Origin of the sequence: Corynebacterium aquatimens, assembly GCF_030408395.1 — a bacterium.
Classification (GTDB): domain Bacteria; phylum Actinomycetota; class Actinomycetes; order Mycobacteriales; family Mycobacteriaceae; genus Corynebacterium; species Corynebacterium aquatimens.
Genome location: NZ_CP046980.1, coordinates 501,175 through 526,569 on the forward strand (window position 1 = coordinate 501,175; position 25,395 = coordinate 526,569).

20 protein-coding genes, 5 tRNA genes and 3 rRNA genes are annotated in these 25,395 nt (G+C 60.0%); 22 read left to right on the forward strand and 6 right to left on the reverse strand.

Translation table 11 applies throughout. From position 1 onward, the window contains the following. The first annotated feature begins 76 nt into the window (after window positions 1-76). From CAQUA_RS02280 to CAQUA_RS02305, 6 genes are all read left to right on the forward strand, one after another. Window positions 77-505 carry a YccF domain-containing protein gene (locus tag CAQUA_RS02280; RefSeq protein ID WP_196824687.1) on the forward strand — a complete coding sequence of 143 codons (429 nt, stop codon included), beginning with the start codon at window positions 77-79 and terminating at the stop codon, window positions 503-505. A gap of 166 nt (window positions 506-671) precedes the next feature. Beyond that, a tRNA-Glu gene (locus CAQUA_RS02285) sits at window positions 672-747 on the forward strand. A gap of 1 nt (window position 748) precedes the next feature. Beyond that, window positions 749-822: transfer RNA gene (locus CAQUA_RS02290), tRNA-Asp, on the forward strand. A gap of 141 nt (window positions 823-963) precedes the next feature. Further along, window positions 964-1,040 (forward strand) — tRNA-Asp (locus CAQUA_RS02295). Between the two features lie 29 nt (window positions 1,041-1,069). After that, window positions 1,070-1,142: transfer RNA gene (locus CAQUA_RS02300), tRNA-Phe, on the forward strand. 121 nt (window positions 1,143-1,263) lie between these two features. Next, complete coding sequence (locus CAQUA_RS02305) at window positions 1,264-1,551, forward strand: GNAT family N-acetyltransferase (RefSeq protein WP_196824686.1); 288 nt, start codon at window positions 1,264-1,266, stop codon at window positions 1,549-1,551. 114 nt (window positions 1,552-1,665) lie between these two features. On the opposite strand, the gene epsC is transcribed toward CAQUA_RS02305, so the two are convergent. Together epsC and cysK are read right to left on the reverse strand one after the other, a co-directional pair. Continuing rightward, complete coding sequence (gene epsC, locus CAQUA_RS02310) at window positions 1,666-2,259, reverse strand: serine O-acetyltransferase EpsC (protein ID WP_196824685.1); 594 nt, start codon at window positions 2,257-2,259, stop codon at window positions 1,666-1,668. A 51-nt stretch (window positions 2,260-2,310) separates the two neighbouring features. After that, on the reverse strand, window positions 2,311-3,255 hold the full coding sequence (gene cysK, locus CAQUA_RS02315; protein WP_196824684.1) for a cysteine synthase A: 945 nt from the start codon (window positions 3,253-3,255) through the stop codon (window positions 2,311-2,313). Between the two features lie 229 nt (window positions 3,256-3,484). On the opposite strand from cysK, the gene ramA reads away from it, so the two are divergent. From ramA to CAQUA_RS02350, 7 genes are all read left to right on the forward strand, one after another. Beyond that, window positions 3,485-4,324, forward strand: coding sequence for an acetate metabolism transcriptional regulator RamA (ramA, locus tag CAQUA_RS02320; protein WP_196825644.1), 840 nt, complete (start codon window positions 3,485-3,487; stop codon window positions 4,322-4,324). A gap of 24 nt (window positions 4,325-4,348) precedes the next feature. Beyond that, a complete protein-coding gene (murA, locus tag CAQUA_RS02325) occupies window positions 4,349-5,602 on the forward strand; it encodes a UDP-N-acetylglucosamine 1-carboxyvinyltransferase (protein WP_196824683.1) in 1,254 nt (417 codons plus the stop codon). 747 nt (window positions 5,603-6,349) lie between these two features. Further along, window positions 6,350-7,867 (forward strand): 16S ribosomal RNA (locus CAQUA_RS02330). A gap of 434 nt (window positions 7,868-8,301) precedes the next feature. Next, window positions 8,302-11,373, forward strand: a 23S ribosomal RNA gene (locus CAQUA_RS02335). 125 nt (window positions 11,374-11,498) lie between these two features. Then, window positions 11,499-11,615: ribosomal RNA gene (gene rrf / locus CAQUA_RS02340) — 5S ribosomal RNA — on the forward strand. Together the 16S, 23S and 5S rRNA genes form the textbook arrangement of a ribosomal RNA operon. A 200-nt stretch (window positions 11,616-11,815) precedes the next feature. Next, entirely contained in the window at window positions 11,816-12,619 is an 804-nt protein-coding gene (locus tag CAQUA_RS02345) for an ABC transporter ATP-binding protein (RefSeq protein WP_376993130.1), read from the forward strand. Then, entirely contained in the window at window positions 12,619-15,174 is a 2,556-nt protein-coding gene (locus CAQUA_RS02350) for an ABC transporter permease (protein WP_196824681.1), read from the forward strand. Before CAQUA_RS02345 ends, CAQUA_RS02350 begins: the two co-directional genes overlap by 1 nt. Window positions 15,175-15,225: 51 nt before the next feature. Here CAQUA_RS02350 and CAQUA_RS02355 read toward each other — a convergent pair whose 3' ends face one another. Both CAQUA_RS02355 and CAQUA_RS02360 read right to left on the reverse strand, forming a co-directional pair. Continuing rightward, window positions 15,226-15,630, reverse strand: a complete 405-nt coding sequence (locus CAQUA_RS02355; protein WP_196824680.1) for a FluC/FEX family fluoride channel — start codon at window positions 15,628-15,630, stop codon at window positions 15,226-15,228. Next, on the reverse strand, window positions 15,627-15,971 hold the full coding sequence (locus CAQUA_RS02360; RefSeq protein ID WP_196824679.1) for a CrcB family protein: 345 nt from the start codon (window positions 15,969-15,971) through the stop codon (window positions 15,627-15,629). Before CAQUA_RS02360 ends, CAQUA_RS02355 begins: the two co-directional genes overlap by 4 nt. 122 nt (window positions 15,972-16,093) lie before the next feature. Between CAQUA_RS02360 and pgm the strand changes: the two genes are divergently transcribed. The 4 genes from pgm (at window position 16,094) to CAQUA_RS02380 (ending at window position 19,342) form a co-directional block, all read left to right on the forward strand. Further along, complete coding sequence (gene pgm / locus CAQUA_RS02365; RefSeq protein WP_196824678.1) at window positions 16,094-17,749, forward strand: phosphoglucomutase (alpha-D-glucose-1,6-bisphosphate-dependent); 1,656 nt, start codon at window positions 16,094-16,096, stop codon at window positions 17,747-17,749. Window positions 17,750-17,821: 72 nt separating this feature from the next. Next, entirely contained in the window at window positions 17,822-18,358 is a 537-nt protein-coding gene (locus CAQUA_RS02370) for a DoxX family protein (RefSeq protein WP_290178604.1), read from the forward strand. A gap of 39 nt (window positions 18,359-18,397) precedes the next feature. Continuing rightward, window positions 18,398-19,159 (forward strand): DsbA family protein, encoded by a 762-nt coding sequence (locus tag CAQUA_RS02375; protein ID WP_196824677.1) that lies wholly within the window; start codon window positions 18,398-18,400, stop codon window positions 19,157-19,159. 110 nt (window positions 19,160-19,269) lie between these two features. Further along, window positions 19,270-19,342 (forward strand) — tRNA-Ala (locus CAQUA_RS02380). Between the two features lie 140 nt (window positions 19,343-19,482). Here the strand turns inward: CAQUA_RS02380 and CAQUA_RS02385 are convergent. Beyond that, the gene (locus CAQUA_RS02385; RefSeq protein ID WP_196824676.1) at window positions 19,483-20,643 is read right to left on the reverse strand and encodes an HNH endonuclease signature motif containing protein; all 1,161 of its coding nucleotides are present in this window, start codon (window positions 20,641-20,643) and stop codon (window positions 19,483-19,485) included. 246 nt (window positions 20,644-20,889) lie between these two features. Between CAQUA_RS02385 and CAQUA_RS02390 the strand changes: the two genes are divergently transcribed. Both CAQUA_RS02390 and CAQUA_RS02395 read left to right on the forward strand, forming a co-directional pair. Next, window positions 20,890-21,366, forward strand: coding sequence for a methylated-DNA--[protein]-cysteine S-methyltransferase (locus CAQUA_RS02390; RefSeq protein ID WP_196824675.1), 477 nt, complete (start codon window positions 20,890-20,892; stop codon window positions 21,364-21,366). 22 nt (window positions 21,367-21,388) lie between these two features. Continuing rightward, window positions 21,389-22,147 (forward strand): fructosamine kinase family protein, encoded by a 759-nt coding sequence (locus CAQUA_RS02395; RefSeq protein WP_196824674.1) that lies wholly within the window; start codon window positions 21,389-21,391, stop codon window positions 22,145-22,147. 6 nt (window positions 22,148-22,153) lie between these two features. Here CAQUA_RS02395 and nadE read toward each other — a convergent pair whose 3' ends face one another. Then, window positions 22,154-23,020, reverse strand: a complete 867-nt coding sequence (gene nadE, locus CAQUA_RS02400; RefSeq protein ID WP_196824673.1) for an NAD(+) synthase — start codon at window positions 23,018-23,020, stop codon at window positions 22,154-22,156. Between the two features lie 25 nt (window positions 23,021-23,045). Between nadE and CAQUA_RS02405 the strand changes: the two genes are divergently transcribed. The 3 genes from CAQUA_RS02405 (at window position 23,046) to nrdH (ending at window position 25,347) form a co-directional block, all read left to right on the forward strand. Then, entirely contained in the window at window positions 23,046-24,431 is a 1,386-nt protein-coding gene (locus tag CAQUA_RS02405; protein WP_231375445.1) for a sugar porter family MFS transporter, read from the forward strand. Between the two features lie 147 nt (window positions 24,432-24,578). Then, window positions 24,579-24,701 (forward strand): type B 50S ribosomal protein L36, encoded by a 123-nt coding sequence (ykgO, locus tag CAQUA_RS02410; protein ID WP_034665258.1) that lies wholly within the window; start codon window positions 24,579-24,581, stop codon window positions 24,699-24,701. A 412-nt stretch (window positions 24,702-25,113) separates the two neighbouring features. After that, on the forward strand, window positions 25,114-25,347 hold the full coding sequence (gene nrdH / locus CAQUA_RS02415) for a glutaredoxin-like protein NrdH (protein ID WP_196824671.1): 234 nt from the start codon (window positions 25,114-25,116) through the stop codon (window positions 25,345-25,347). Window positions 25,348-25,395: the final 48 nt, after the last annotated feature.

The following is a 25,395-nucleotide window of genomic DNA, read 5'->3' on the forward strand; positions in this document are numbered from 1 at the left end:
CAGCCGCGCCTGCTCCGCGGGGAAGCTCGCGGAGTTGGGCCCCTCTGGCGGCGCTAATCCCTCTACTGTGGTGGGCATGGGTCTACTTCGATTTGTTCTCAACGTTATTTGGCTCGTCACGGCGGGCATTTGGCTGTTCCTTAGCTACGTGCTCGCGGGAATCGTTGCGTGCCTCCTTGTCGTGACGATTCCTTTCGGTCTCGCATCCTTCCGCATTGCAGGCTACGTGCTCTGGCCGTTTGGCCGCGAGGTCGTGGAAGTCCGCCGCGGCGGTGTCATGGGCGGTGTCATGAGCGGTGTGGGCAACGTCGTGTGGTTCCTCATCGCTGGGCTGTGGCTAGCAATCGGGCACATCATCACGGCGTTTGCCCAGGCGGTCACGATCATCGGTCTGCCCATGGCGTGGGCGAACCTGAAACTCATCCCGGTCACGTGCTTCCCCTTCGGTAAAGAGATTGTTGATTCTTCGGATGACCGCTCGCGGTTTGTGCCGGTTACGAGGTAGGTGACCGGGTCACTTCGAGTTCCCGTCTAAGAAGCCGCTTGGCCCGATGGTTGTTGCAAAGCTGGCATCGGTCTTGAGTGCCGCCTTATCGGGGCGCTGACCTTGTGGTTTGTTGGCTGCGCCGGGGGTGGCTTATGATGATCAAGCTGTTTACAGCACGGCTTAAGCCCCCATCGTCTAGAGGCCTAGGACTCCGCCCTTTCACGGCGGCAACACGGGTTCGAATCCCGTTGGGGGTACCAAGGCCCTGTGGCGCAGTTGGTTAGCGCGCCGCCCTGTCACGGCGGAGGTCGCGGGTTCAAGTCCCGTCAGGGTCGCTCAGAGAGTGACAACCGGTGGAAGCTGGTAATTTGCTCCTAGTCTGTGGAGATGTGTAACATAGCCACTCGTGCAAACAGCCGGAACGGCCGCAAGGTTAGGTCCGCACAAGCACAAAATTTCATACTTGGTTCATACCTGGCCCTGTGGCGCAGTTGGTTAGCGCGCCGCCCTGTCACGGCGGAGGTCGCGGGTTCAAGTCCCGTCAGGGTCGCCACGGAATCTCCAAAAGGATTTCGTAGACCTGGCCAGATAGCTCAGTTGGTAGAGCACACGCCTGAAAAGTGTGGGGTCGCCGGTTCGATCCCGGCTCTGGCCACTTTTATGCCCGCTGCCCCGCAGATTTTCTGTGGGGGCAGCGGGCTTAGTCTTTTAGGCTCCTGCGCCGCCGCATCCGTCGCGGCGTCCATCGCCGCGGCCGTCGCCGTAGAGTGGTAGCTATGAGTGACAACATTGAGATCACAAACCAGGAAGCGCACCATCGTTACGTCATTACGATTGGCGGAGAGGACGCCGGATTCGCCAACTACGTCGACGTCGACGATTCGCGGCGCGAGTTCAACCACACCGTTGTCTACCCGGAGTTTCGAGGGCAAGGCGTATCTGGGAAGCTCATTGAGCACGCGCTTAACGACGCCCGCGAAATGCACAAAAAAGTAATCCCCTCGTGCTCAGCCGTGGACGGTTTTATTACGAAGCACCCTGAATACGAAGACCTCCGCGCTTAACCCCACACCTCCGCGGTCCTGCGCGGCTTAAGCCTCGAGGCGAAGGGGCAGGGCAGGAAACCGCACGCAGGCACGCAAGCACGCAAGTAGACAAGCCAGCGCGGGGAGGTGGGGTTAGATCGAGTAGTAGTCGGAGCGGGGGTCGACGTAGCGGTCTGGGTCGACGAGGTGCTTGCGCTCCTCGGGCTTGCGGGGGCGGCACTTGGCGGGCACACCGGTGGCGATGCAGTTCGGCCCAATGCTCTTTGTTACGACAGCATTGGCGCCAATCGCAGAGCCTTCGCCGATAGTGATGGGGCCGAGCACTTTGGCGCCGGCACCGATGGTCACGTTGTCTTCGATCGTCGGGTGGCGCTTGGTTTGGGTGAGAACCTGCCCGCCCAGGGTGACGCCGTGGTAGATCATCACGCCATCGCCAATTTCGGTGGTCTCACCGATCACTACGCCCATGCCGTGATCGATGAAGAAGCGGCGGCCGATGGTGGCGCCGGGGTGGATCTCAATGCCCGTCGCAAAGCGAGTGATTTGAGCAAGGACTCGTGCCGGCCCCTTGAAACCACGGGTCCACAATGCGTGGTTAATGCGGTGCATCCAGATAGCATGCAGCCCGGAATACACCAGCGCGTTTTCCACGTCGCCCCGGGCGGCGGGGTCGTGCGCCCGGGCATTAGAAAGGTCCTCACGGATCATGCTCAGCACGTTCACCATGAGGACCTACCTTAATTCAATCGTCCGGGCCACGAGTGGCCGGGGCGAGGGTTACTCGCGGATGTCGTCGTAAAGCAGCGTGGAGATGTAACGCTCGCCGAAGTCGCAGATGATCGTCGCGATGGTCTTGCCAGCGTTCTCTGGGCGAGACGCGACCTCCAGGGCGGCCTTCACGTTGGCGCCGGTGGAGATACCGCCCAAGATGCCGTCCTTCTCTGCAAGTGCGCGAGACGTGGCGACGGCGTCTTCGTTGGAGACGGTGATGACCTCGTCGATGATGTCGCGGTTCAGCGTGCCCGGGATGAAGTTAGCGCCCATGCCCTGGATCTTGTGGGGGCCTGCCTGGCCCTCGCTCAGCAGCGGCGAGGCCGACGGCTCAACGGCGATGAGCTTGACGTCCGGGTTCTGCTCCTTAAGGAACTTGCCGGCGCCGGAGATGGTGCCGCCGGTGCCCACGCCAGCGACGAGGATGTCGATCTGGCCGTCGGTGTCATTCCACAGCTCAGGGCCGGTGGTGTTGTAGTGGACGGTTGGGTTTGCTTCGTTCTCGAACTGGCGGGCAAGGACGGCGCCCTCGTTCTGCTCCACGATCTCGTTGGCCTTTTCCACGGCGCCCTTCATGCCGGCGGCACCCGGGGTCAAGATGATCTCTGCGCCGTACGCCTTGAGGATCACGCGGCGTTCGACGGACATGGTCTCCGGCATGGTCAGGATGACCTTGTAGCCGCGGGCTGCGCCAACCAGTGCCAATGCGATGCCGGTGTTGCCGGACGTTGCCTCGACGATGGTGCCGCCAGGCTTGAGTTCGCCGGATGCCTCTGCGGCGTCGACGATTGCTTTACCAATGCGGTCTTTCACGGAGTTGGCGGGGTTGAAGAACTCCACCTTGCCCAGGATGCGCGCCTCGGCGGCGTCGGTGCCTTCCTTGATTCCGTGCAGCTCAACCAGGGGTGTGTTGCCGATTGTGTCCAGAATGTTGTTGTAAACGTTTCCCATAGCCGACAGCCTACACCACACATTCCAGCAACGCTAGACCGAGCTGTCCAAAAACTCTGAACCGCGCAGTTTGGGGGGATTTTTCCCGATTTGGTTACCCCCGGGATGCCGTTATTATGTTCTCTGTGCCCCCCTTTTTGAGGGACTGCGGGTGTACTCAATCGGGGGCAGTACGCAATGAGCCGCGGAGAGTGGCTGAGGTCGTGTGAAGGAGTCTCTGGTGACAACAGTGGAATCCCAGCGGGTGAAGGACGATGATGATGCGATTCGCGCGTCACTCACCGCCCTGAAGACAGCAACGGGTATTCCTGTCGCAATGTATGGCACCCTGCTTGCGGACGATCGTTTGCAGATCACCCAGTGGATCGGCCTGCGCACGCCGGCGCTGCACAATTTGGTGATTGAGGCCAATCAGGGTGTCGGCGGTCGCGTGGTGTCGACGCGCCGGGCAGTGGGTGTGAGCGATTACATGCGCGCAAACGTCATTTCCCATGAGTATGACTACGCGATTCAGGATGAGGGATTGCACTCGATCGTTGCGGTTCCGGTGATCGTCCACAGGGAGATCCGTGGGGTGCTCTACGTCGGCGTCCACTCGCCGGTGCGCTTGGGGGACAAGGTCATCGAGGAAGTCACCATGACGGCCCGCTCGCTGGAGCAAGACCTCGCCGTCAATTCTGCTTTACGACGATCGGAGGGCGGCAAAACCGCCTCCAACCCTGGCCGGGCTATGAATGGCGCGGAGTGGGAGCAGATTCGCGCCACGCACTCGAAGCTGCGGATGCTTGCGAACCGCGTTGAGGATGATTCTGTGCGCCGCGAGCTCGAGCAGCTGTGCGACCAAATGGTTTCCCCGGTGCGCGTAAAACAATCAACGAAGCTTTCCGCTCGTGAGCTGGACGTTCTGTCCTGTGTGGCACTAGGTCACACCAACGTTGAAGCAGCGGAAGAAATGGGTATCGGTGCGGAAACCGTTAAGTCCTACCTGCGCAGCGTGATGCGTAAGCTCGGTGCCCACACTCGCTATGAAGCGGTGAATGCGGCGCGGCGTATCGGCGCGCTCCCGTAATGTTTTCCAGTACCCTTGGCAAGCGTGAAGGAACGCTTTCTGGTCACTGGTGGAAACCCGCTTCACGGCGCAGTGCGTGTCGTTGGGGCGAAAAACAGCGTGCTGAAACTCATGGCCGCGGCTCTGCTCGCGGAGGGCACGACCACGCTGAATAATTGCCCGGAAATCCTTGATGTCCCGCTCATGCGGTCGGTGCTGGAGGGGCTTGGATGCGCCGTCGAGATTGATGGCTCTGTCGTGCGTATCACGACTCCGGCGCAGATTTCCTCGCTTGCTGATTTTGATGCGGTGCGGCAGTTCCGTGCGTCGGTATGCGTGCTTGGCCCGCTGACCGCGCGCTGCGGTGAGGCGAAGGTTGCGCTGCCGGGCGGCGATGCGATTGGTAACCGCCCACTGGATATGCACCAGTCGGGCTTGGAGAAGCTTGGCGCCACCACTCACATCGAACACGGCGCTGTAGTGGCCCGTGCGGAAAAACTCACGGGTGCGAAAATCAACCTCGATTTTCCTTCGGTTGGCGCGACCGAAAATATTCTTACGGCAGCAGTACTTGCCGACGGCACGACGACCCTGGACAACGCCGCCCGCGAACCAGAAATCGTCGATCTGTGTGAGATGCTCAACCAGATGGGGGCGAAGATTAGCGGTGCGGGGACGTCCACGTTGGTGATTGAGGGCGTCGATAAGCTTGAGCCCACGGAACACACCGTCGTGGGCGACCGAATCGTCGCTGGTACGTGGGCGTATGCGGCGGCAATGACCCAAGGCGACGTGACGGTTGGCGGGATTGCGCCGCGCCACTTGCACCTGGCCTTGTCGAAGCTGAAGACCGCAGGCGCGAACGTGGAAACCTATGAATCCGGCTTCCGCGTGCGGATGGATGGCCGCGCGAAGGCGGTTGACTACCAGACCTTGCCGTTCCCGGGATTCCCCACGGACCTCCAGCCCATGGCCATCGCGCTTAACGCGGTTGCGGAGGGAACCTCCGTGATTACGGAGAACGTTTTTGAATCTCGCTTCCGCTTTGTTGATGAGATGCTTCGGCTTGGTGCCGACGCGACCGTTGATGGCCACCATGTTGTCCTTCGCGGGGTGGAGCAGCTGTCGTCGACCGAGGTCTGGTCTTCCGACATCCGCGCCGGCGCCGGCCTTGTTCTCGCTGGTCTGGTGGCTGACGGCGACACCGTCGTCCATGACGTCGCGCACATTGACCGCGGCTACCCGCACTTCGTCGAGGACCTCACATCGCTTGGTGCGTCCATTTCCCGCGTCAGCTAATCGCTTCGCGCGAAAAACCGCAGGTAAACGCATGCTTTACGACGGATCCCCACCCCTTTTCCCCATTTAACCCGAAACACGTCCAAGAAACCGCGTAAAAACGGGGTGTGAGCAGGGAATTTGTGTTGTGCGTGGACGGTGTGTAACTTAGTTCAAGTCAGCGCGACCGACAACGCCTCGCCGACTGGCCCGAGAAAACATCGGGAGTTCGGTTTTAAAGAGTGGCGGTAGGAAAACGAGTGTTGGCAAGACTCTCACTTAAGACTTCATTATGAGGCGAGTTTGACTCCGCTTCATGTGAGTGTGTAGGGTCATCCAAGCTGCTTGATCGGATTGCTTGTGTGGTTCGGTGGGTGTGCGTGTGTTGTGTGAGAACTCGATAGTGTGCCAATTGTTTTGTTTGGATTGGTTTGTGTGATTGGCTGCATGCTTTTTTGTGTGTGGTGTGTGCTGGTTGCTGCGGCGTGAACCTTTGATGGCGTCGTGGTGTTCTGGTTGGTTGCATGGGCTGATTGGATTTTGTTGTGTTCTGGTTTTTCCTCGTCGGATGCGGGATGCAACGTTGATGCTGTGACTGCGCATGTTTTTGTGTGTGTGGTTGTGGTGTTTGGTAATTTTTGGATTTTTTTATGAGCCAGTTCATGCTTCCGGCGGCTGAGTGTTGTTGGTTGTTGGTTGTGTGGGTGGTTTGTTTTGGTTGGGTTTTGGGCTTTTCACGGCCTGTTTCACTTTGTTTGTTGAAACTTTTTTGTGGAGAGTTTGATCCTGGCTCAGGATGAACGCTGGCGGCGTGCTTAACACATGCAAGTCGAACGGAAAGGCTCAAGCTTGCTTGGGTACTCGAGTGGCGAACGGGTGAGTAACACGTGGGTGATCTGCCCTGCACTTTGGGATAAGCCTGGGAAACTGGGTCTAATACCGGATAGGACCATCGTTTAGTGTCGGTGGTGGAAAGTTTTTCGGTGTGGGATGAGCTCGCGGCCTATCAGCTTGTTGGTGGGGTAATGGCCTACCAAGGCGTCGACGGGTAGCCGGCCTGAGAGGGTGTACGGCCACATTGGGACTGAGATACGGCCCAGACTCCTACGGGAGGCAGCAGTGGGGAATATTGCACAATGGGCGCAAGCCTGATGCAGCGACGCCGCGTGGGGGATGACGGCCTTCGGGTTGTAAACTCCTTTCGCCAAGGACGAAGAGGAATTGACGGTACTTGGATAAGAAGCACCGGCTAACTACGTGCCAGCAGCCGCGGTAATACGTAGGGTGCGAGCGTTGTCCGGAATTACTGGGCGTAAAGAGCTCGTAGGTGGTTTGTCGCGTCGTTTGTGGAATACCGCAGCTTAACTGTGGGGTTGCAGGCGATACGGGCATAACTTGAGTGCTGTAGGGGAGACTGGAATTCCTGGTGTAGCGGTGAAATGCGCAGATATCAGGAGGAACACCGATGGCGAAGGCAGGTCTCTGGGCAGTAACTGACGCTGAGGAGCGAAAGCATGGGTAGCGAACAGGATTAGATACCCTGGTAGTCCATGCCGTAAACGGTGGGCGCTAGGTGTGAGTCCCTTCCACGGGGTTCGTGCCGTAGCTAACGCATTAAGCGCCCCGCCTGGGGAGTACGGCCGCAAGGCTAAAACTCAAAGGAATTGACGGGGGCCCGCACAAGCGGCGGAGCATGTGGATTAATTCGATGCAACGCGAAGAACCTTACCTGGGCTTGACATACACCGGATCGGGCTAGAGATAGTCTTTCCCTTGTGGCTGGTGTACAGGTGGTGCATGGTTGTCGTCAGCTCGTGTCGTGAGATGTTGGGTTAAGTCCCGCAACGAGCGCAACCCTTGTCTTATGTTGCCAGCACGTGATGGTGGGGACTCATGAGAGACTGCCGGGGTTAACTCGGAGGAAGGTGGGGATGACGTCAAATCATCATGCCCCTTATGTCCAGGGCTTCACACATGCTACAATGGTCGGTACAACGCGCAGCTTCCCTGTGAGGGGGTGCGAATCGCTGAAAGCCGGTCGTAGTTCGGATTGGGGTCTGCAACTCGACCCCATGAAGTCGGAGTCGCTAGTAATCGCAGATCAGCAACGCTGCGGTGAATACGTTCCCGGGCCTTGTACACACCGCCCGTCACGTCATGAAAGTTGGTAACACCCGAAGCCAGTGGCCCAAACGTGTTAGGGAGCTGTCGAAGGTGGGATCGGCGATTGGGACGAAGTCGTAACAAGGTAGCCGTACCGGAAGGTGCGGCTGGATCACCTCCTTTCTAAGGAGCTTTATTATTTTTGTGTGCATCACCGCTTCAAGTCCTGTTGGTTGCAGGCTGGTGCGTGGTGTGTGGGTGGTTGAGTACCCGACTGTGGTGCTGCCAACCCGTATTTGTTTATGAAATCCAGGTGGATGCACGTTCATGCTCGTAGCCGGTAATGGTGGCTACGGTTGTACACGCACAGTTAAGTGTGTGTGGTTGTTATGCAAGCTTTGTGTTCAGGCGGAATGGTTGGCATGCTGTTGGGTGTCTGGGGCAGCACACCACCTTGTGTGGTGGTTGTTTCGTGGCACATCATGTGGCTTCACGATGGTTGTTGTGGGGTTGTGTGGTGTGTGTGGTGTGTGAGAACTGGATAGTGGACGCGAGCATACTTTGTTTTGTGTGTGTTTGAGTGTGTATCTGATTGTGTGTTGTGGGTTGTCTTGTTCATGTGTTTTGTTAAGGGCGCATGGTGGATGCCTTGGCATGCTGAGCCGATGAAGGACGTGTCTGGCTGCGTTAATCCTTGGGGAGTTGCCGTGTAAGCGTTGATCCGAGGGTGTCCGAATGGGGAAACCTAGCACCGGTTGTGTGGTGTTACCTGCAAGTGAATTCATAGCTTGTGTGGGGGTGACGTAGGGAAGTGAAACATCTCAGTACCTACAGGAGAAGAAAACAATTGTGATTCCGTGTGTAGTGGCGAGCGATAGCGGATGAGGCTAAACCGTGTGCGTGTGATACCTGGCAGGGGTTGCGTGTGCGGGGTTGTGGGGTGTGATTGTCACTTACTGCCATAAGTGGGTGTGCGTGGTGTGGTTAAGCGGAATCGTTTGGGATGACGAACTGGAAAAGGTGATCAGTCCTGTACGTGATGGCCATGCTGCGTGTGCTGGTTGTATCCCCGAGTAGCAGCGGGCTCGTGGAATCTGCTGTGAATCTGCCGGGACCACCCGGTAAGCCTAAATACTCAGTGTGACCGATAGCGGATGAGTACCGTGAGGGAATGGTGAAAAGTACCCCGGGAGGGGAGTGAAAGAGTTCCTGAAACTGTGTGTCTACAATCCGTCAGAGCACCTCTTTGTGTGTGATGGCGTGCCTTTTGAAGAATGAGCCTGCGAGTTAGCGGCATGTCGCGAGGTTAACCCGTGTGGGGTAGCCGTAGGGAAACCGAGTCCATGAGGCGTGTTAGTGGCGTGTTCTAGACCCGAAGCGGGGTGATCTACCCATGGCCAGTGTGAAGCAGCTGTAAGAGGTTGTGGAGGCGCGAACCCACGTAGGTTGAAAACTGCGGGGATGAGTTGTGGGTAGGGGTGAAAGGCCAATCAAACTCCGTGATAGCTGGTTCTCCCCGAAATGTATTTAGGTACAGCGTCGCATGGAGCATGCCGGAGGTAGAGCTACTGGTTGGTTGAGCGGGACTATCATCTTAGCAATGTCAGCCAAACTCCGAATGCCGGTTATGTGTGTGCGGCAGTGAGACTGTGGGGGATAAGCTTCATAGTCGAAAGGGAAACAGCCCAGATCGCCGGTTAAGGCCCCTAAGGGTGTACTAAGTGGAAAAGGATGTGTAATCGCGATGACAGCCAGGAGGTTGGCTTAGAAGCAGCCACCCTTGAAAGAGTGCGTAATAGCTCACTGGTCGAGTGGTTGCGCGCCGACAATTCAGTGGGGCTGAAGTACACCGCCGAAGCCGCGGCAAGTCGTATGACTTGGGTAGGGGAGCGTCGTGTGTGGGGTGAAGCAGTATCGTAAGGGGCTGTGGACTGCATACGAGTGAGAATGCAGGCATGAGTAACGAATGATACGTGAGAATCGTATCCGCTGGATGACTAAGGGTTCCTGGGTCAAGTTCGTCTTCCCAGGGTGAGTCGGGTCCTAAGGCGAGGCCGACAGGCGTAGTCGATGGTCAACGGGTTGATATTCCCGTACCCGTACCACACCGCAAGGATTGAATCAGTGATACTAACCACCCTGACCATCTGCCATGGTGCTCTTTGAGTACCAGGTGGGTGTGATGCGTGGGGCCTGAACTGGTAGTAGGTCAGTGATGGGGTGACACAGGTTGGTAGCACCGCCCCTTAGTGGATTGGGGTGCAAGCGTGTGGCATATCGGTGAGGTAAATCCCGCCGTGTATATATGTGAGGCGTGATGCGGAAGGCGAAAGGGCCTTTAAAGGGTGTGATCCTGTACTGTCGAGAAAAGCCTCTAGCGATGGGGTGGTACGGCCCGTACCCGAAACCGACACAGGTAGTCAGGTAGAGAATACTCAAGCGGTCGGGTGAACTGTGGTTAAGGAACTCGGCAAATTACCCCCGTAACTTCGGGAGAAGGGGGGCCATATCTGGTGATCTGAACATGCGTTGGTGAGCTGGATGTGGCCGCAGAAAACAGAGGGGAGCGACTGTTTATCAAAAACACAGGTCCGTGCGAAGACGTTGAAGTTGATGTATACGGACTGACGCCTGCCCGGTGCTGGAAGGTTAAGAGGACCTGTTAGGTAGTTTTACCGAAGCGGAGAATTTAAGCCCCAGTAAACGGCGGTGGTAACTATAACCATCCTAAGGTAGCGAAATTCCTTGTCGGGTAAGTTCCGACCTGCACGAATGGCGTAACGACTCCCCTGCTGTCTCAACCACAGGCCCGGTGAAATTGCACTACGAGTAAAGATGCTCGTTTCGCGCGGCAGGACGAAAAGACCCCGGGACCTTCACTATAGCTTGGTATTGGTGTTTACTGCGGTTTGTGTAGCATAGGTGGGAGACTATGAAACGCTCACGCCAGTGGGTGTGGAGTCACAATGTGAAATACCACTCTGACCGTAGTGGATGTCTTAACCTTGGCCCATGATCTGGGTTGGGGACAGTGCCTGGTGGGTAGTTTAACTGGGGCGGTTGCCTCCCAAAATGTAACGGAGGCGCCCAAAGGTTCCCTCAGCCTGGTTGGCAATCAGGTGTTTAGAGTGTAAGTGCACAAGGGAGCTTGACTGCGAGACCTACAAGTCGAGCAGGGACGAAAGTCGGGACTAGTGATCCGGCACCTACTTGTGGATGTGGTGTCGCTCAACGGATAAAAGGTACCCCGGGGATAACAGGCTGATCTTCCCCAAGAGTCCATATCGACGGGATGGTTTGGCACCTCGATGTCGGCTCGTCGCATCCTGGGGCTGGAGTAGGTCCCAAGGGTTGGGCTGTTCGCCCATTAAAGCGGCACGCGAGCTGGGTTCAGAACGTCGTGAGACAGTTCGGTCTCTATCCGCCGCGCGCGTTGAAACTTGAGAAAAGCTGTCCCTAGTACGAGAGGACCGGGACGGACGTACCTCTAGTGTGCCAGTTGTTCCGCCAGGAGCACAGCTGGTTGGCTACGTACGGAAGGGATAACCGCTGAAAGCATCTAAGCGGGAAGCCTGTTTCAAGATGAGGTTTCATTAAGGTGCCCAGAAGACTACTGGGTTGATAGGCCAGAGCTGGACACACCGCAATGTGTGAAGGCGACTGGTACTAATACACCAAAAAACACAAACAAACCCCCAACACAAACACGTCAGGGGCACACCAAACAAAAACACGCAAACCTCTCGTATGCAACGCGTCCACTACCCGGTCACTGACACACCACAAACACAAAACATTAAAGCCCCAAAAACGTGTCGGTGGTAATAGCAGTGGGGACACGCCCGGTCCCATTCCGAACCCGGAAGCTAAGCCCACCAGCGCTGATGGTACTGCACCCGGGAGGGTGTGGGAGAGTAAGTCACCGCCGACCAACAAACAACAACAACAACAAAATAAAACAAACAAACAAACGAATAAGCACAGCGCCCGTCGACAAGGATGCCACCCAGCACCCACCACGACGGGCGCTTCACTATCCCAAAAAACCCGCCGAAACCCGGGCACCGTCCGTTGCGTAGGATGGTTGACGCTAGAACAATGCGTGCAGGACAAAAAGACGGAGGTAGTCGAGTGGGTAGGCATGAGCGGATTGAGGACGATCCAATTATTGACGCAGGCGTGGCTCGCTCGGCGCAGGAACCTGCGGGTCGTCGCGCGGCCGCTCGGGCCGTGGACCTGGTGAAAACCTACGGGAAGGGCGACACCACTGTGTATGCCCTGAACGGTATCAACGTGGAGTTCATGGCGAATGAGTTCACGGCGATTATGGGACCGTCGGGAAGCGGAAAATCAACGCTGATGCACACGATGGCCGGCCTGGATTCGTTCACGTCCGGATCGGCATTCATCGGAGATACTGACCTGTCCACGTTGAAGGACAAGGAGCTGACGGACCTGCGTCGTGACCGGCTGGGTTTCATTTTCCAATCGTTCAACTTGGTGCCTACGCTCACGGCGGCGGAGAACATCACGCTGCCGACGGATATCGCGGGCGGCAAGATCGACAAAGCGTGGTTCAACGAGATCACGAAGCGCTTGGGCCTGTCCAATCGCCTGAGCCACCGCCCGGCGGAGCTTTCGGGTGGTCAGCAGCAGCGCGTCGCATGCGCGCGTGCGTTGGTGAGCAAGCCGGAGATCATTTTCGGCGATGAGCCCACGGGTAATCTTGATTCGAATTCGTCTCGCGAGGTGCTCGACATCTTGCGCACCGCTGTCGACCGCGACGGCCAGACGGTGGTGATTGTGACGCATGACGCGCGCGCGGCGTCGTACGCGGATCGCGTGGTGTTCCTCGCCGACGGCCAGATCGTCAATGAGATGCGCGAGCCCACCATGGAGAAAATCCTCGCCACGATGTCCGGAATCGAGGGCTAATGGGCGCGCTGACCAAGGTTTCTTTACGTAACGTCGGCGCCCACAAGTTGCGGCTGGCACTAACGGTGCTCGCTGTCGTGTTGGGCACGGCGTTCATTTCCGGTTCCATGATGTTCACAAACATGTTGGAGCGCACGTTTGACTCCGCGGTGTCCAACACTTTCAGCGGGGTGGACGCAGCGGTGGAGCCCGCGGAAAATCAGGTCGCGGTGCCAGTGAAGACCGTCGATAAGATGAGGCAAAGCCCGCTTATCGACGACATCAATATCATCGATTCGGTCACCGTCGTGGTTGCACGTGAGGACTTGGAGCCGGTGCAAACCGGTGGTGCCTCGCAGGTGAGCGTCTACTATCCAGAGGACCGCAGCGCGCGCGAACCGCTCACACTGACCGAGGGCGCCGCGCCAAAGGGGGCTAAGCAGGCGATCATCAACGCTGACGGAGCGTTAAAGCATGGGATCTCGGTTGGGGACGAGATCATCGTCGTCGATACGCAAACGCGCCATACGTTTACCGTCGTGGGCCTCTATGAGGATGAGCTTGGTACGTCTGGCGGGCTAAAGCTGCTTATCGACGAACCCACGTACCTAGACTTCTACTCCCCGCGTGAGGGGTACCCGAGCCTGGCGGTTTCGGCGGTGGAAGGCACGACGTCTGCGCAGTTGGTGAGTGAGCTGCGCGGCGAATTCCCCGATTTAAAGATCGAAGAAGGTCAGGTCGTGGCGGACCGGATCTCAAAGGAGATCCGCAACGCGTTATCGTTCATCAGCTACTTCCTCATCGCGTTCGGTCTGGTGGGTCTGCTCGTGGGCACGTTCTTGATTGCCAACACGTTCTCTATGATCGTGGCGCAGCGGACGAAGGAATTCGCGTTGCTGCGAGCACTGGGTGCGGCGCAGCGGCAGATTACGCGGTCGGTCGTTGTAGAAGCGGTCATCGTCGGTGTGATTGGTTCAGCGGTGGGCGTCGTTGCAGGCCTTGGCATCGTCTCGCTGATCCGAGCGATCATGGAGCGCCAAGGCGCGGAGCTGCCCGGAGCCGGCCTGGGATTGTCCTGGGACGCGGTGGTAATTCCGATACTGGTGGGCTTGGTAGTGACTGTTCTGTCCGCGTGGGCGCCAGCGCGTCGCGCGGGTCGGGTGCAGCCGGTCGAGGCGATGCGCTCCAGTGAAGCCGCGGCGCCGCAACCGTTGAAGGTCCGGACGATTATCGGGGCGATCCTCTTGGCCGCGGGGGCTGCGTTCGTGGCGTGGGGTGTTTCCTGGGAGGACGGCTCGACGGGTAACCGGGCATCGTTGGTGGGTGTCGCGGCGGTGTGCGTGATCGTCGGGCTGTTCCTCGCGGGGCCGGCGCTCTCACTGCCGATCGTGCCTGGCTTGGGGCGCGTACTTGGAGCGCCGTTTGGCGCTGTGGGGTCGTTGGCTGCGACGAACTCGAAGCGCAACCCGCGGCGCGTTGCGGCGACGGCGTTTGCGCTCATGCTGGGCATCGCTCTGGTCACGGTCATTGGCATGCTCGGGGCGACGATGCAGCGCAGCGTGGACGACGTTTTAGAAAACGAGGTTAACGCTGACTACGTCATGTACGGCCCGCAAATGGGATCGTTCCCGATTCCGGCTGATCTGCCCGAGCGCGTTGCCAAGGTGGACGGGGTGACAGACGTGATGTCCAACGCGAACGCCCCGCTCACCGTCAATGGCAAGTATGAGATTGGCTTCGGGGGCGAGGGCGTCTCCACGGTTTTGTCGGGTGACCCCGCCAAATTGCTCAAGCTTGACGTTGTCGAAGGCGTGTCCGATTTAAGCGGCGGCGGAGTGCTGATGAACGCCACTAAAGCCGAGGAAATGGGCGTCAAGGTGGGCCAGGAGGTGGAAATTGCTGCACCGGGGGTCTCGCCGAAGAAGGTGAAAGCACCCGTCGTCGGGTTGTTCGGGGACAGTAATATTCTCAGCGGTTGGGCGATCGCCGAACCGACAGCAAAGGACGTGCTGCCCCCACAGATGTTCATGGTCGCGATGGTCGGCGTGAACAATGACGGTTCGGTCACCGACGAACAACTGCGGATCAACCTGGAAAACGCGGTGAAGCAGGACATCGTCGTGCAGGTCTACACCGCGAAGGAAGTGGGCGGCGAGGCCTCGAAGTTCATCGACCAGATGTTGTCGATTCTGTATGCCCTGTTGTCCTTAGCCGTGGTGATCGCGATTCTGGGCATCGTCAACACGCTCACGCTGTCTGTCATTGAGAGGCGTCAGGAAATTGGCATGCTCCGTGCCGTCGGTACGCGACGCGGCCAAGTGCGCCGCATGATCGTTCTGGAAAGCGTTCAGATCGCGATCTTCGGCGCGCTTCTGGGCATTGTCACCGGCTTGATTCTGGGCTGGGCGTTCTTGACGGTGCTGAAGGACCAGGGCTTAGAAAACATCGCGATCCCGTGGACGATGCTGGCCGTCGTGCTTGTGTCCTCCGTGGTCGTGGGGCTTGTCGCCGCGGTCTGGCCGGCGGTGCGCGCTGCACGCACGCCACCGCTGGACGCGATCGTCGACGAAAACTAGCCGCGCCGCGCCAGCCGCCCGCCGCGGCTTCCTCGCCGGCTCAGCCCACTCCTACCCCGCGAATTCCGCCGGGAACACCTGCCCGCCGCCAATCACGGCGCCCAGCCAGGCGGCGAGGATGCCCAACGCGCCCGTCGCGAAGGCGTAGTGCATGAGCGCTGCATATTCGTTGCGTTGCGCCATCTGGCCGAGCTCCTTGGCCAAGGTCGACAGCGTCGAACACGAGCCAGCAAAACCCGCGCCGGCCACAGCGGGCCAGATCCCCGGCATGGTGCTGGCGAACCCGAAAACAGCGCACCCAATCATGTTGGCCGCCCACGTCCCAGCATGGGCGCTGGGTAGGTGGGTCAGCGCCCAGCGCGTGATGCCGCCAACGAACGCACCCGCACCCACCGCGACGAGGAGTACGACGGAATCCTCGTGGAACAGCCTAAAAAGTTCGATCTGGTCCATCATCGTGCTCGTCTCCTGCGCGCGTCGTTACCCTGAACCCACGCGATGACGCACGCGAACATGGTTGCCGCGATGTAGGCCGCGGCGCTGATGGGGTAGATCCGAGCGGCGGTGTGCGCGGGGGCGGAAAACGTCGAGAGACCACCCAAAAGCCCCTTGCCCCAGAAAGGCGGCGGGTCGAAAAGCCCCATCGCGTAACACGCCACGATGTTGATCGTCAGCGTGATGATGACTTCGGCGACAACGTTTAACGGAATCGCCGAGGTAAGCGTGAAGCGAACCAACGCGCCGAAAGAAGCGCCGACGCCGATTGCCAGCGCGTCTCTGAAACCGTTGGTGAGCACTATTCCACGCTAGTCCATTCAACGGCTTGCTCGCGTGAAGCTCGCGCGCCCACCGTGGCGAAAACGCACCAGCACGGGGACAATGGGAGATACATGCATCCACCCGCGAGCAAGGAGCACCCATGGCGCACGACAGAGCTGGCCAGTTGGCACAAGAATCGGACCTGATTGACATCGCGGAGGTTGTCGCCGCGTACTACACCCGCGACATTGACGCGTCGAACCCTGACCAGCAAGTGGCGTTCGGCACGTCCGGCCACCGCGGTTCAAGTCTGGACAACGCGTTCAACGAGCAGCACATTCTGGCCACCACCCAAGCGATCGTCGACTACCGCCGCGACAACAACATTGGTGGTCCCATTTACGTCGGCCGCGACACGCACGCGCTCTCAGAGCCAGCGATGATCTCCGCGCTTGAGGTCCTCGTGGCCAATGAGGTGCACGTGCTTGTCGACGATCGGGGGCGCTACACCCCGACCCCCGCCGTGTCGCATGCGATTTTGTCGCACAATGCGTCGTTAAGCGGCGGCGTGACGGGCACGGACCCGAAGCGCGCTGACGGCATCGTGATCACCCCCTCGCACAATCCGCCGCGTGACGGCGGTTTCAAGTACAACCCGCCGTCAGGCGGCCCAGCAGACACGGACGCAACGGACTGGATTGCGGCGCGGGCCAATGACTACCTTGCGAACGCCCTGGAGGGCGTTCGCCGAACGTCGATAAGCGGCGTGCTCGATGACAAGGTGTCGCGCCACCCGTTCATGGACAATTACGTCGCTGACCTGCCAAACGTGGTGGACATTGACGCGATCAAAGCCTCCGGCCTGAAAATCGGTGCCGATCCAATGGGCGGCGCCAGCGTCGACTACTGGGGCGCGATCGCTGAGGCGCATGGGCTGAACCTCACCGTGGTCAACCCCAGCGTGGATGCGACCTGGCGATTCATGACTCTCGACACCGACGGCAAGATCCGCATGGACTGCTCCTCGCCGAACTCCATGGCCAGCCTCGTGCACAACCGTGACAAGTACGACATCGCCACGGGCAACGACGCGGATGCGGACCGCCACGGCATCGTCACCCCGGATGCCGGCCTGATGAACCCGAACCACTACCTGGCTGTTGCCATTGAGTACCTGTTCAGCCACCGCGACGGCTGGGGCGCGGAGACGGCAGTGGGCAAGACGCTGGTGTCGTCGTCGATGATCGACCGCGTCGTGGAGTCGCTCGGCCGCACGCTCGTCGAGGTCCCCGTTGGGTTCAAGTGGTTCGTGCCTGGGCTTATCGACGGCACCATCGGCTTCGGCGGCGAAGAATCCGCTGGTGCATCCTTCCTGCGCAAAGATGGAACCGTGTGGTCCACCGACAAGGACGGCCTGATCATGGACCTGCTGGCCAGCGAGATCACCGCTGTGACCGGTAAGACCCCGTCGCAGCGCTACCGCGAGCTGGAGGAGAAATTCGGCGCGCCGCTCTACGCCCGCACCGACGCCGAGGCGAACCGCGAGCAAAAGGCCATCTTGAAGAAGCTCTCGCCCGAGCAAGTCACCGCGTCCACCCTGGCTGGCGACGACATCACCGCCAAACTCACCGAAGCACCCGGCAACGGCGCCGCCATCGGCGGGTTGAAGGTGACAACCGACCGGGCCTGGTTCGCCGCACGACCTTCCGGCACCGAGGACAAGTACAAGATCTACGCCGAGTCCTTTGCCGGCGAGGAGCACCTGGCCAAAGTGCAAGACGAGGCGCAGAAGCTGGTCGCCGACGTTCTCGGCTAAACCCCTCGGCCGCAGTCCTCGGCCGAACCCTTCGGCCGAGACGCACGCTGTTCATGCGGTAGGGTTTCAGTCGTGACTACTAGCGTGAACATGGCCGAGCAATCGGCCGAACAGTCGGCCGAGCAGTCGGTCGAGTCCGGCGCCGATCCTGTCGCCCCCTCCAGCACGCGCGACAGGATCTTGGACATCCTGTCTGCGCTGGTGCGTTTCGGGTTGGGTTTGATGTGGGTCTATTCAGGGTCCACCAAACTGGGCAACTTGATGGGCGTGTCCCAAAACATTGCGGCATATGAAATTTTCACTCTCGAATGGTCGCAGTATCTGGCGCAGGTCATCGGGCCGCTCGAGATTGCCGGCGGCTTGATGTTGCTGCTTGGAATCAAGATCCGTGAGTCTGGCTGGGTCTCTATCGGCGTGCTGGTCTTGTTCATCATTGGCCTGTACTCCGCTCATGCGCGAGGTCTCGAGATCGACTGCGGCTGTTTCGACCCAACCGCTTCGCAGGAGCCGTCGAACCTGTTGATGGTGATCGCTCGCGATGTTGTACTCATCGCGGTCACGCTGTTCATGATCTGGCGGCCGTATACTAGGTTCGCTGTTTATCCATAGGCCGCAAATACACATTCAATCGAAAAAAGAGGTACCCCTGTGACCACGAAGGCAACGCGTGTTGACAAGTCGCGCTCCGTCAAAAACCCCAACGACAAGTCGGGAGCATCTTTCGGCCTGATCTTGGCCGCCCTGCTGCTCGTTGTTGTTGTAGTGATCGGCCTCATCTACTGGAATGGCCGAGAAAAGCAGCAGGAAGCGGCCGAAGCCCCAGTCATCGAGGGGCTCGAGATGGAGTACAACAAGGACGAGGGCATCATCAAGCTTTCGTCGAACAAGACCAACGATGATTCCATCCCCACCGCGTTGTTCCAGGACTACAGCTGCTCCTACTGTGGAGAGCTCGCGCGTGCAACTGACGCGGACATGATTCAGAAGGTTCAAGACGGCGAGATCACCGTCGAGATTCGTCCGCTCATTTTCTTGGATCAAGGCGCGGTCAATCACTCCACGCGTGCGCTTGCTGCATCGCTCGCGCTTGTCGACGAAGGAAACCCCAGCCTCTACTCGGCCTTCAACCGAATCATGATGGAACGCCAAGCCGAGATGTACCAGAATTCCAGCGCTGAAACGTTCGCTAATCTAGCCGATCAGCTCGGGGCGTCGAAGGAGACCGTTGATAAGATCCGCGACGACAGTTACGTAGAGGCAGCACAGGACATTGGCGCTAAGAACGCTACGTGGTTGAACGAGAACACCGGCTCGGTGTCGTCGCCACGCGTGTTCATCAACGGTGAGGAATACACCGAGGATCAGAAGAACTGGCTCACCGACGGTCTCGCAAAAGCCCGCGAGAAATAACCCTTCCCTAACCGGCACGCCCCTTGCTGGCGATTTGGGGCGTGCCTAGGGCGGGTGTATATTAAGCAAAGTTGTCGCGAGCACATCTCGTGCGACGCGCAAGTTGATATGGGGCTATGGCGCAGTTGGTAGCGCACCACACTGGCAGTGTGGGGGTCACGGGTTCGAATCCCGTTAGCTCCACTTTTAGGCAAAATCCCGGTCAGAGATGGCCGGGGTTTCATCTTTGGGCTCGGAATCAGCCCGATACCGTACGAAGGCGTGACGAGGCGCCCGTTCGCGTCGTGTGCATCGAACGGGTGTGGCGCGCGGTCGTCGTGCGGCTAGCTGGCGTGTTCCGTCCTCTGGTACCTCCGCGGGCCGAAGAGCAGGGCCATTGCGCCCCGCTGCGCGTTGACATCGTGTTGTACGGGGAAGCCGTGGGGTGAAACCCACACTTTATCGCCGTCGATGTGGGCGGCGGCGCCACGTTTGCTGATATGCGGGTCGTCGTCATTGACGCGGTTGTGGTACGAGCACATGACGGTGAGGTTGGTCAGGTTCGTCGGTCCGCCCCGTTTCCACGGTGTGATGTGGTGGTACTCGCAGTGATCTGCGCTGCGGCGGCACCCAGGGAAGATGCACATCGGACTGGTGGCTCGAAGCAGTGTGCGTTGCTTATCGTTGGCGAAACGTTGCGTGTCGTACAGGTTCACCGCCCCCTCTGTTGGGTGGAAAATCGCGGCTTGAAGGAAGGGATCGTCCGCACCCATGCGCGCGATAAGCGTGTCGAGGTATTCGGCGCCGGTGACGGTGGTGCCGTCGGTAAGCTGAAGCGTGACGTCGTCGCCGTGACCTGCTGCGATTTTGATGTGCTCCTCGAGGGGAACGAGGATCAGCGGCTCCGGAACGGCGGTGCGCACGCCCGCGCCGTCGTCGCCGCGGATGAGGTCGACAAAGGCGTCCGCGAGCTGCGGCCCTGCCGGGGCGTTGGAGTCGATGCTTTCGTTGAGGTGCCGCTCGAGGTCCTCGATGTCCCGCTCGGCTGCGGTGATGGTCACGGAGCGCATGCGTTCGCGGGAGCGACTGAACCTAACACCCGGTTGCGGCGGCTTCTGCTCGCGTGGCACGATCTTCTTCGCTTCGCGCTTGAGCGTCGCGATGGAACCGCCCACCCGCAGTAGCGCGAGACGAAGTCGCCATTGCTCCGACGCATTTTTAATGTGGGTGAGTCTGCGTTCGATCGCGATGAGCCGGTCGAGCGAATGCGACGCTTGGCGCGCGTATTCGCGGGCATCGCGTTGCTTAGCGACGAACTTCGTCGCCCCGAAATACACCTTGTGCAGTTTCTCAAGGTCTGACACGTGGCTGGTGTCTAGAGCGCCGCTGCGAGCGAGCTCCGCGTCGAACGTGGCCACGATGTCGAGCGCGCTGCCCGCCACCGCGGCGTAGTACGCGGCGAAACTTGACGGCGGGCCGGTGCGTGAGCCGGTTGCGTTTGTCATGAAATTCCCCCTGTTTTGTGTGCCGCGTCCGCGGCGCGTTGTGGTTGTGCTTTGCAGCATAAGCGATCGTTTCGCCTGTGAGATTCGCTCTTGCTGCGGCTGTGGATAACTGTGCAAATCGGCCGAAATATCCCGCCCGAAAGTCCCCATCATGCTTAGTCTGACCAGCGCAAATGCTAGTTGGGCGCGATGTTATCCACAGGTTGCGCCGCGCGGCGTGCTCGCCGCGTTGGGTAGCCTAGCCCCATGGACCGGCGTGATCTTCAGTGGCAACAACTGGACACCCCGGTGGGCGTGATTGCGGTGGGTTCGTCGGACACGGGCGTCGCCACAGTGCGTCTCGACGGGCACGTCCCCTCCCACGCCCAGCTGCAGGGTGCCGGGGTCGGTGAGAGGGTGCGTCGTCAATTGCTCGAATATTTCGCCGGCGAGCGGACTGTGTTTGAGGTCCCCCTCGATTGGGGCGATGGCGGCGGGTTCCGGCGTGTGGTGCAAAAGGCGCTGCTGGACATCGCGTACGGCCGAACGGAAAGCTACGGCGAACTCGCGGCGCGCGTGGGCAACGCTGGCGCGGTGCGGGCGGTGGGGACCGCGTGCGCGACAAACCCACTGCCGATCATCGTGCCGTGCCACAGGGTGGTGCGCAGTGACGGGAGCCTGGGCAATTACGCCGGCGGCGTGGAGATGAAGCGGTGGTTGCTCGCGCACGAGGCCCGTGGATGAAGGACCGGTTACGGTGGGGCCCATGGAGACATTTACAAAGACTGGAACCGGCCCGCGCGCAGCAGAAGCCGAGGCGGCTTATCTGCGCTGGCTGCGGGAGGGTTCGAACGCGGTGGTTGAGGTCTATGGCGTCGACGCGGCGGCGAACACGCTCACCATCGAGCGGGTGGCAACGACCCGCCCCACCCGCGACGCCGCGCGCCGGGCAGGGGAGGAGCTAGCGGCGATTCACGCCATGGGCGCGGCTGCGTTTGGAGCCCCAGCGGACGGGTGGGACGGGCCGAACTACATTGGCCGCGCGCAGCAAGAATGCACCCCAACGCAGCGGTGGGCGCAGTTCTACACCGCGCAGCGCGTGCTGCCGTTCGCGCGCAAGGCACACGCGAGGGGAAACCTGGATGACGCGGGTCTAGACACCGTCACCCGGGCCTGTGAGTCGCTCGTGCGCGAGGATGAGGATGCCCCGCTGGCGCGTATTCATGGGGACTTGTGGGCGGGCAATCTCTTGTTTTCGCCGGAGGGGCCGCGGTTCATTGATCCGGCGGCGCATGGCGGGCATCCGTTGACGGACATCGCGATGCTTGAGCTCTTCGGGGCGCCGTTCACCGGCGAGATCGCCGACGCGTACCTCGCCGCCGGGGGAGACTTAGGCCGCGACTGGCAGGCCCGCATCCCCATCCACCAGCTCCACCCGCTGGCTGTTCACGCCTACACCCACGGTGCAAGCTACGCATCGCCGCTTATCGACGCAGCGCAGACAACCCTACGACTCCTCGGGTGACGGTTACTAGCGCCACCAAGTATCGGCGGGGCCCGGAGGCAGGTGGCGTTTGTGCTGTCCTACGGCCCACAGGTGTTCGAGGCGCTGCGCGGCGGCCGGTGGTACGGGTTTGCCCTCGAGGTAGTCGTCGATGTGTGCGTAGGTGATGCCGAGTGCTTCCTCGTCGGGGAGTGCGGGGCGGTCCTCTTCGAGGTCGGCGGTGGGAACTTTCTCGTAGAGTCGGGCGTCAGCGCCTAGGTGGGCGAGCATCGCTGCCCCTTGGCGCTTATTCAGCCCGGCAAGGGGAACAAGGTCTGCGGCGCCGTCGCCGTGCTTGGTGAAGAACCCGGTGACGTTCTCTGCGGCGTGGTCCGTGCCGATGACTAAGAGGCCTAGTTCACCGGCGATGGCGTACTGGGCGATCATGCGCATTCTGGCTTTGACGTTGCCCTTGTTGAAATCCGTCAGCGGGCTGCCGTCGTTTCCCAGCGCGTCCGCGACGGCGTCGCTCAGTGCCGTGGTGGCGGGTTTGATATCAACCGTCACGCGCTGATCCGGAGCGATGAAATCGAGAGCCAGTTGGGCATCATCTTCATCAGCTTGGATTCCGTGGGGGAGGCGGACGGCTACGAAGGTGGGGGAGGGGGAGGGGGAATCGTCGATAAGCGAGCGCTTTTTTATAACAGCGAGCTGAGCGAGCTTGCCGGCGAGCGTTGAGTCTTGGCCTCCGGAAATCCCCAGGACGAATCCGTGGGCGCCGGTGACCGTGAGGTAGTCAACGAGGAAATCGACGCGGCGTTCGATCTCCACCGCTGGATCGATAAAGGGAGCGGTACCCAGTGCGTTTATGATCTCTAGCTGGGTGTTTTCGTGGATGTCTGACATGACAGCCATCGTAATTGTCGGCACTATGTTGGGCATGAATTCACCTCTACACAGCGGCGATGCTGGCCACGGGACCGTCAACAACTACGTGCGGATGGTCGCCGCCATCGCGGCGTTCGGTGGTTTGCTGTTCGGCTACGACACGGGCGTCATGAGCGGAGCCCTGCTGTTCATCACTGACGACTTCGGCATGAGCCCGAGCCAAGAAGGCATGGTGACGGCGATGCTGCTCGTGGGGGCAGCGATCGGTGCGCTTGGGGGTGGTGCTGTCGCCGACAAGCTGGGACGGCGGATGACGCTGATCATCGCGGGCGTGTTCTTCGTGGCATTCTCGCTGTGGTGCGCGTTCGCTGGTTCGCCCGCAATGCTGGGCGCGGCGCGCACCTTCCTCGGCGTGGCGGTGGGTGCGGTGTCGATTGTGGCGCCGATGTACATCTCTGAGATGGTGCCGGCGGCCGTGCGCGGGCGGCTGGTGTCGTTGAATACCTTGATGATTGTCGTCGGCCAGCTGATGGCGTACGTGGTCAACTCGCTGCTGGCGCCGTGGGGCAACTGGCATCTGATGCTGGGGCTTGCTGCGGTGCCGGGCGCCGTGCTGGCCGTGGGGATGTTCTTCCTGCCGGACACCCCGGTGTGGCTCGCGCGTGAGGGACGCGCGGCGGAAGCGCACGCTGTTGCGGCGCGCACGGGCATTGAAACCGACGAGTTGGCCGAAGAAACCGCGAAGGATGCTGCGCTGCGCCAGGCCCAGCGCGGCCAGTGGCGCACGCTGATGGAGACGCGGTGGATGCGATGGACTGTTTTCGTGGCCGCTCTTTTGGGCATCACGCAGCAGGTCACGGGGGTGAACGCGATCGTGTACTTCGCGCCCACGATGATGAACAAGGTGGGGTTGTCCACGTCTAATTCCGTGTACACGGCGATGGTGATCGGTGTCGTGTCCGTCGTCGCGTGCTGGGTTGGTTTGATGCTTGTGGATCGGATCGGGCGAAAGCGTTTGCTGGTCGGCGGGCTGGTCTGCAACGTGGTGTTCTTGTCTTTGCTGGCCGTGGTGTACCGCTCCGCGGAAAACAACTCGGGGCTCGCGCTGGTTGCGTTGGCGTGTATGGCGCTGTTCATCGCTTCGCAGCAGTCTGCGGTCTCTCCGACGACGTGGCTGTTGATCTCGGAGATCGTCCCGCCCCAGATCCGCGGCGTTGGAATGGGCCTGGCTGGCCTAGCACTGTGGACCATGAACTGGGCTGTGGCACAGTTCTTCCTTCCGCTTGTCGACGGCGTCGGCGCCACAGTCACCTTCATGATCTTCGTGGTGTGCGGCATCGCGGCAACGGTGTTTGTGAAGTTCAGCGTGCCTGAGACGATGGGGCGCAGCCTCGATGATGTGGCGGGCGAAATGGAGCGGCGCTTCACGCGCGCTTGAGTAGCGTACCCGCTCTCGCCGCGGGCGAGCAGACGATTTTGGGTCTATCGCGCACGTCAGGTAGGGTAGTAGTCCGTTATGCCCGCGGGATGCCTATGAGGAATGCCCGTGAGGTGAAGTGAAAGCATACAAAGAAAGGAGCGCCCGATGAAGGTCCGTAATTCACTCCGGTCGCTGAAGAACAAGCCGGGCGCCCAGGTTGTGCGTCGCCGCGGTAAGGTCTACGTGATCAACAAGAAGGATCCGCGCTTCAAGGCTCGCCAGGGCTAAGCCAATCGCGCAAGGATTCTGCTGACCCGCGTTCCCCGTTAGGAGGGGGGCGCGGGTTTTGCTTTGGGGCTGCGGCGCGCCCCCCATGCGCGGCCCAGCCGAAGAGTGTGAACTTTGTCACGTTTGCGGCCGCTGTGCCCTAAAGGGCGGGCATAACCGCGAACGAATCTGAGAATCTTCCAAGTTTTCCGCCTGAAATTTCACCGTTGTAACCCGCATCGTGTTTTTGGGGAGGAAACCGTGAACTACATGTAGGTGATTCTAGGTCCCTATCCTGGTAATTTCATCGATGTAACTACTATATGTAGTAGCGGTTGCCAGAATTCGCTACAACGTATAGTGTTTTGCAGTGTTCGCACCGCTTCGGGTGCGGGGCCGAATCAGCGAGTTTCCAAGAAAAGAGCGCAGTTCCATGTCGATCACTCTCTACACCAAGCCAGCGTGTGTTCAGTGCAATGCAACCAAGAAGGCCCTTGACCGTGCAGGCCTGCCCTACACCTTGGTGGACATCTCCATGGATGATTCCGCACGCGACTACGTGATGGCGCTGGGCTACCTGCAGGCACCGGTCGTTGAGGTCGGTGGCGAGCACTGGTCGGGATTCCGCCCGGACCGCATCCGCACCCTTGCAGAAAGCGTCGCCTAGCAGCGCACAAGTAAACGTTAAGCCGTCAGGACACGCTGGCGGCTTCCC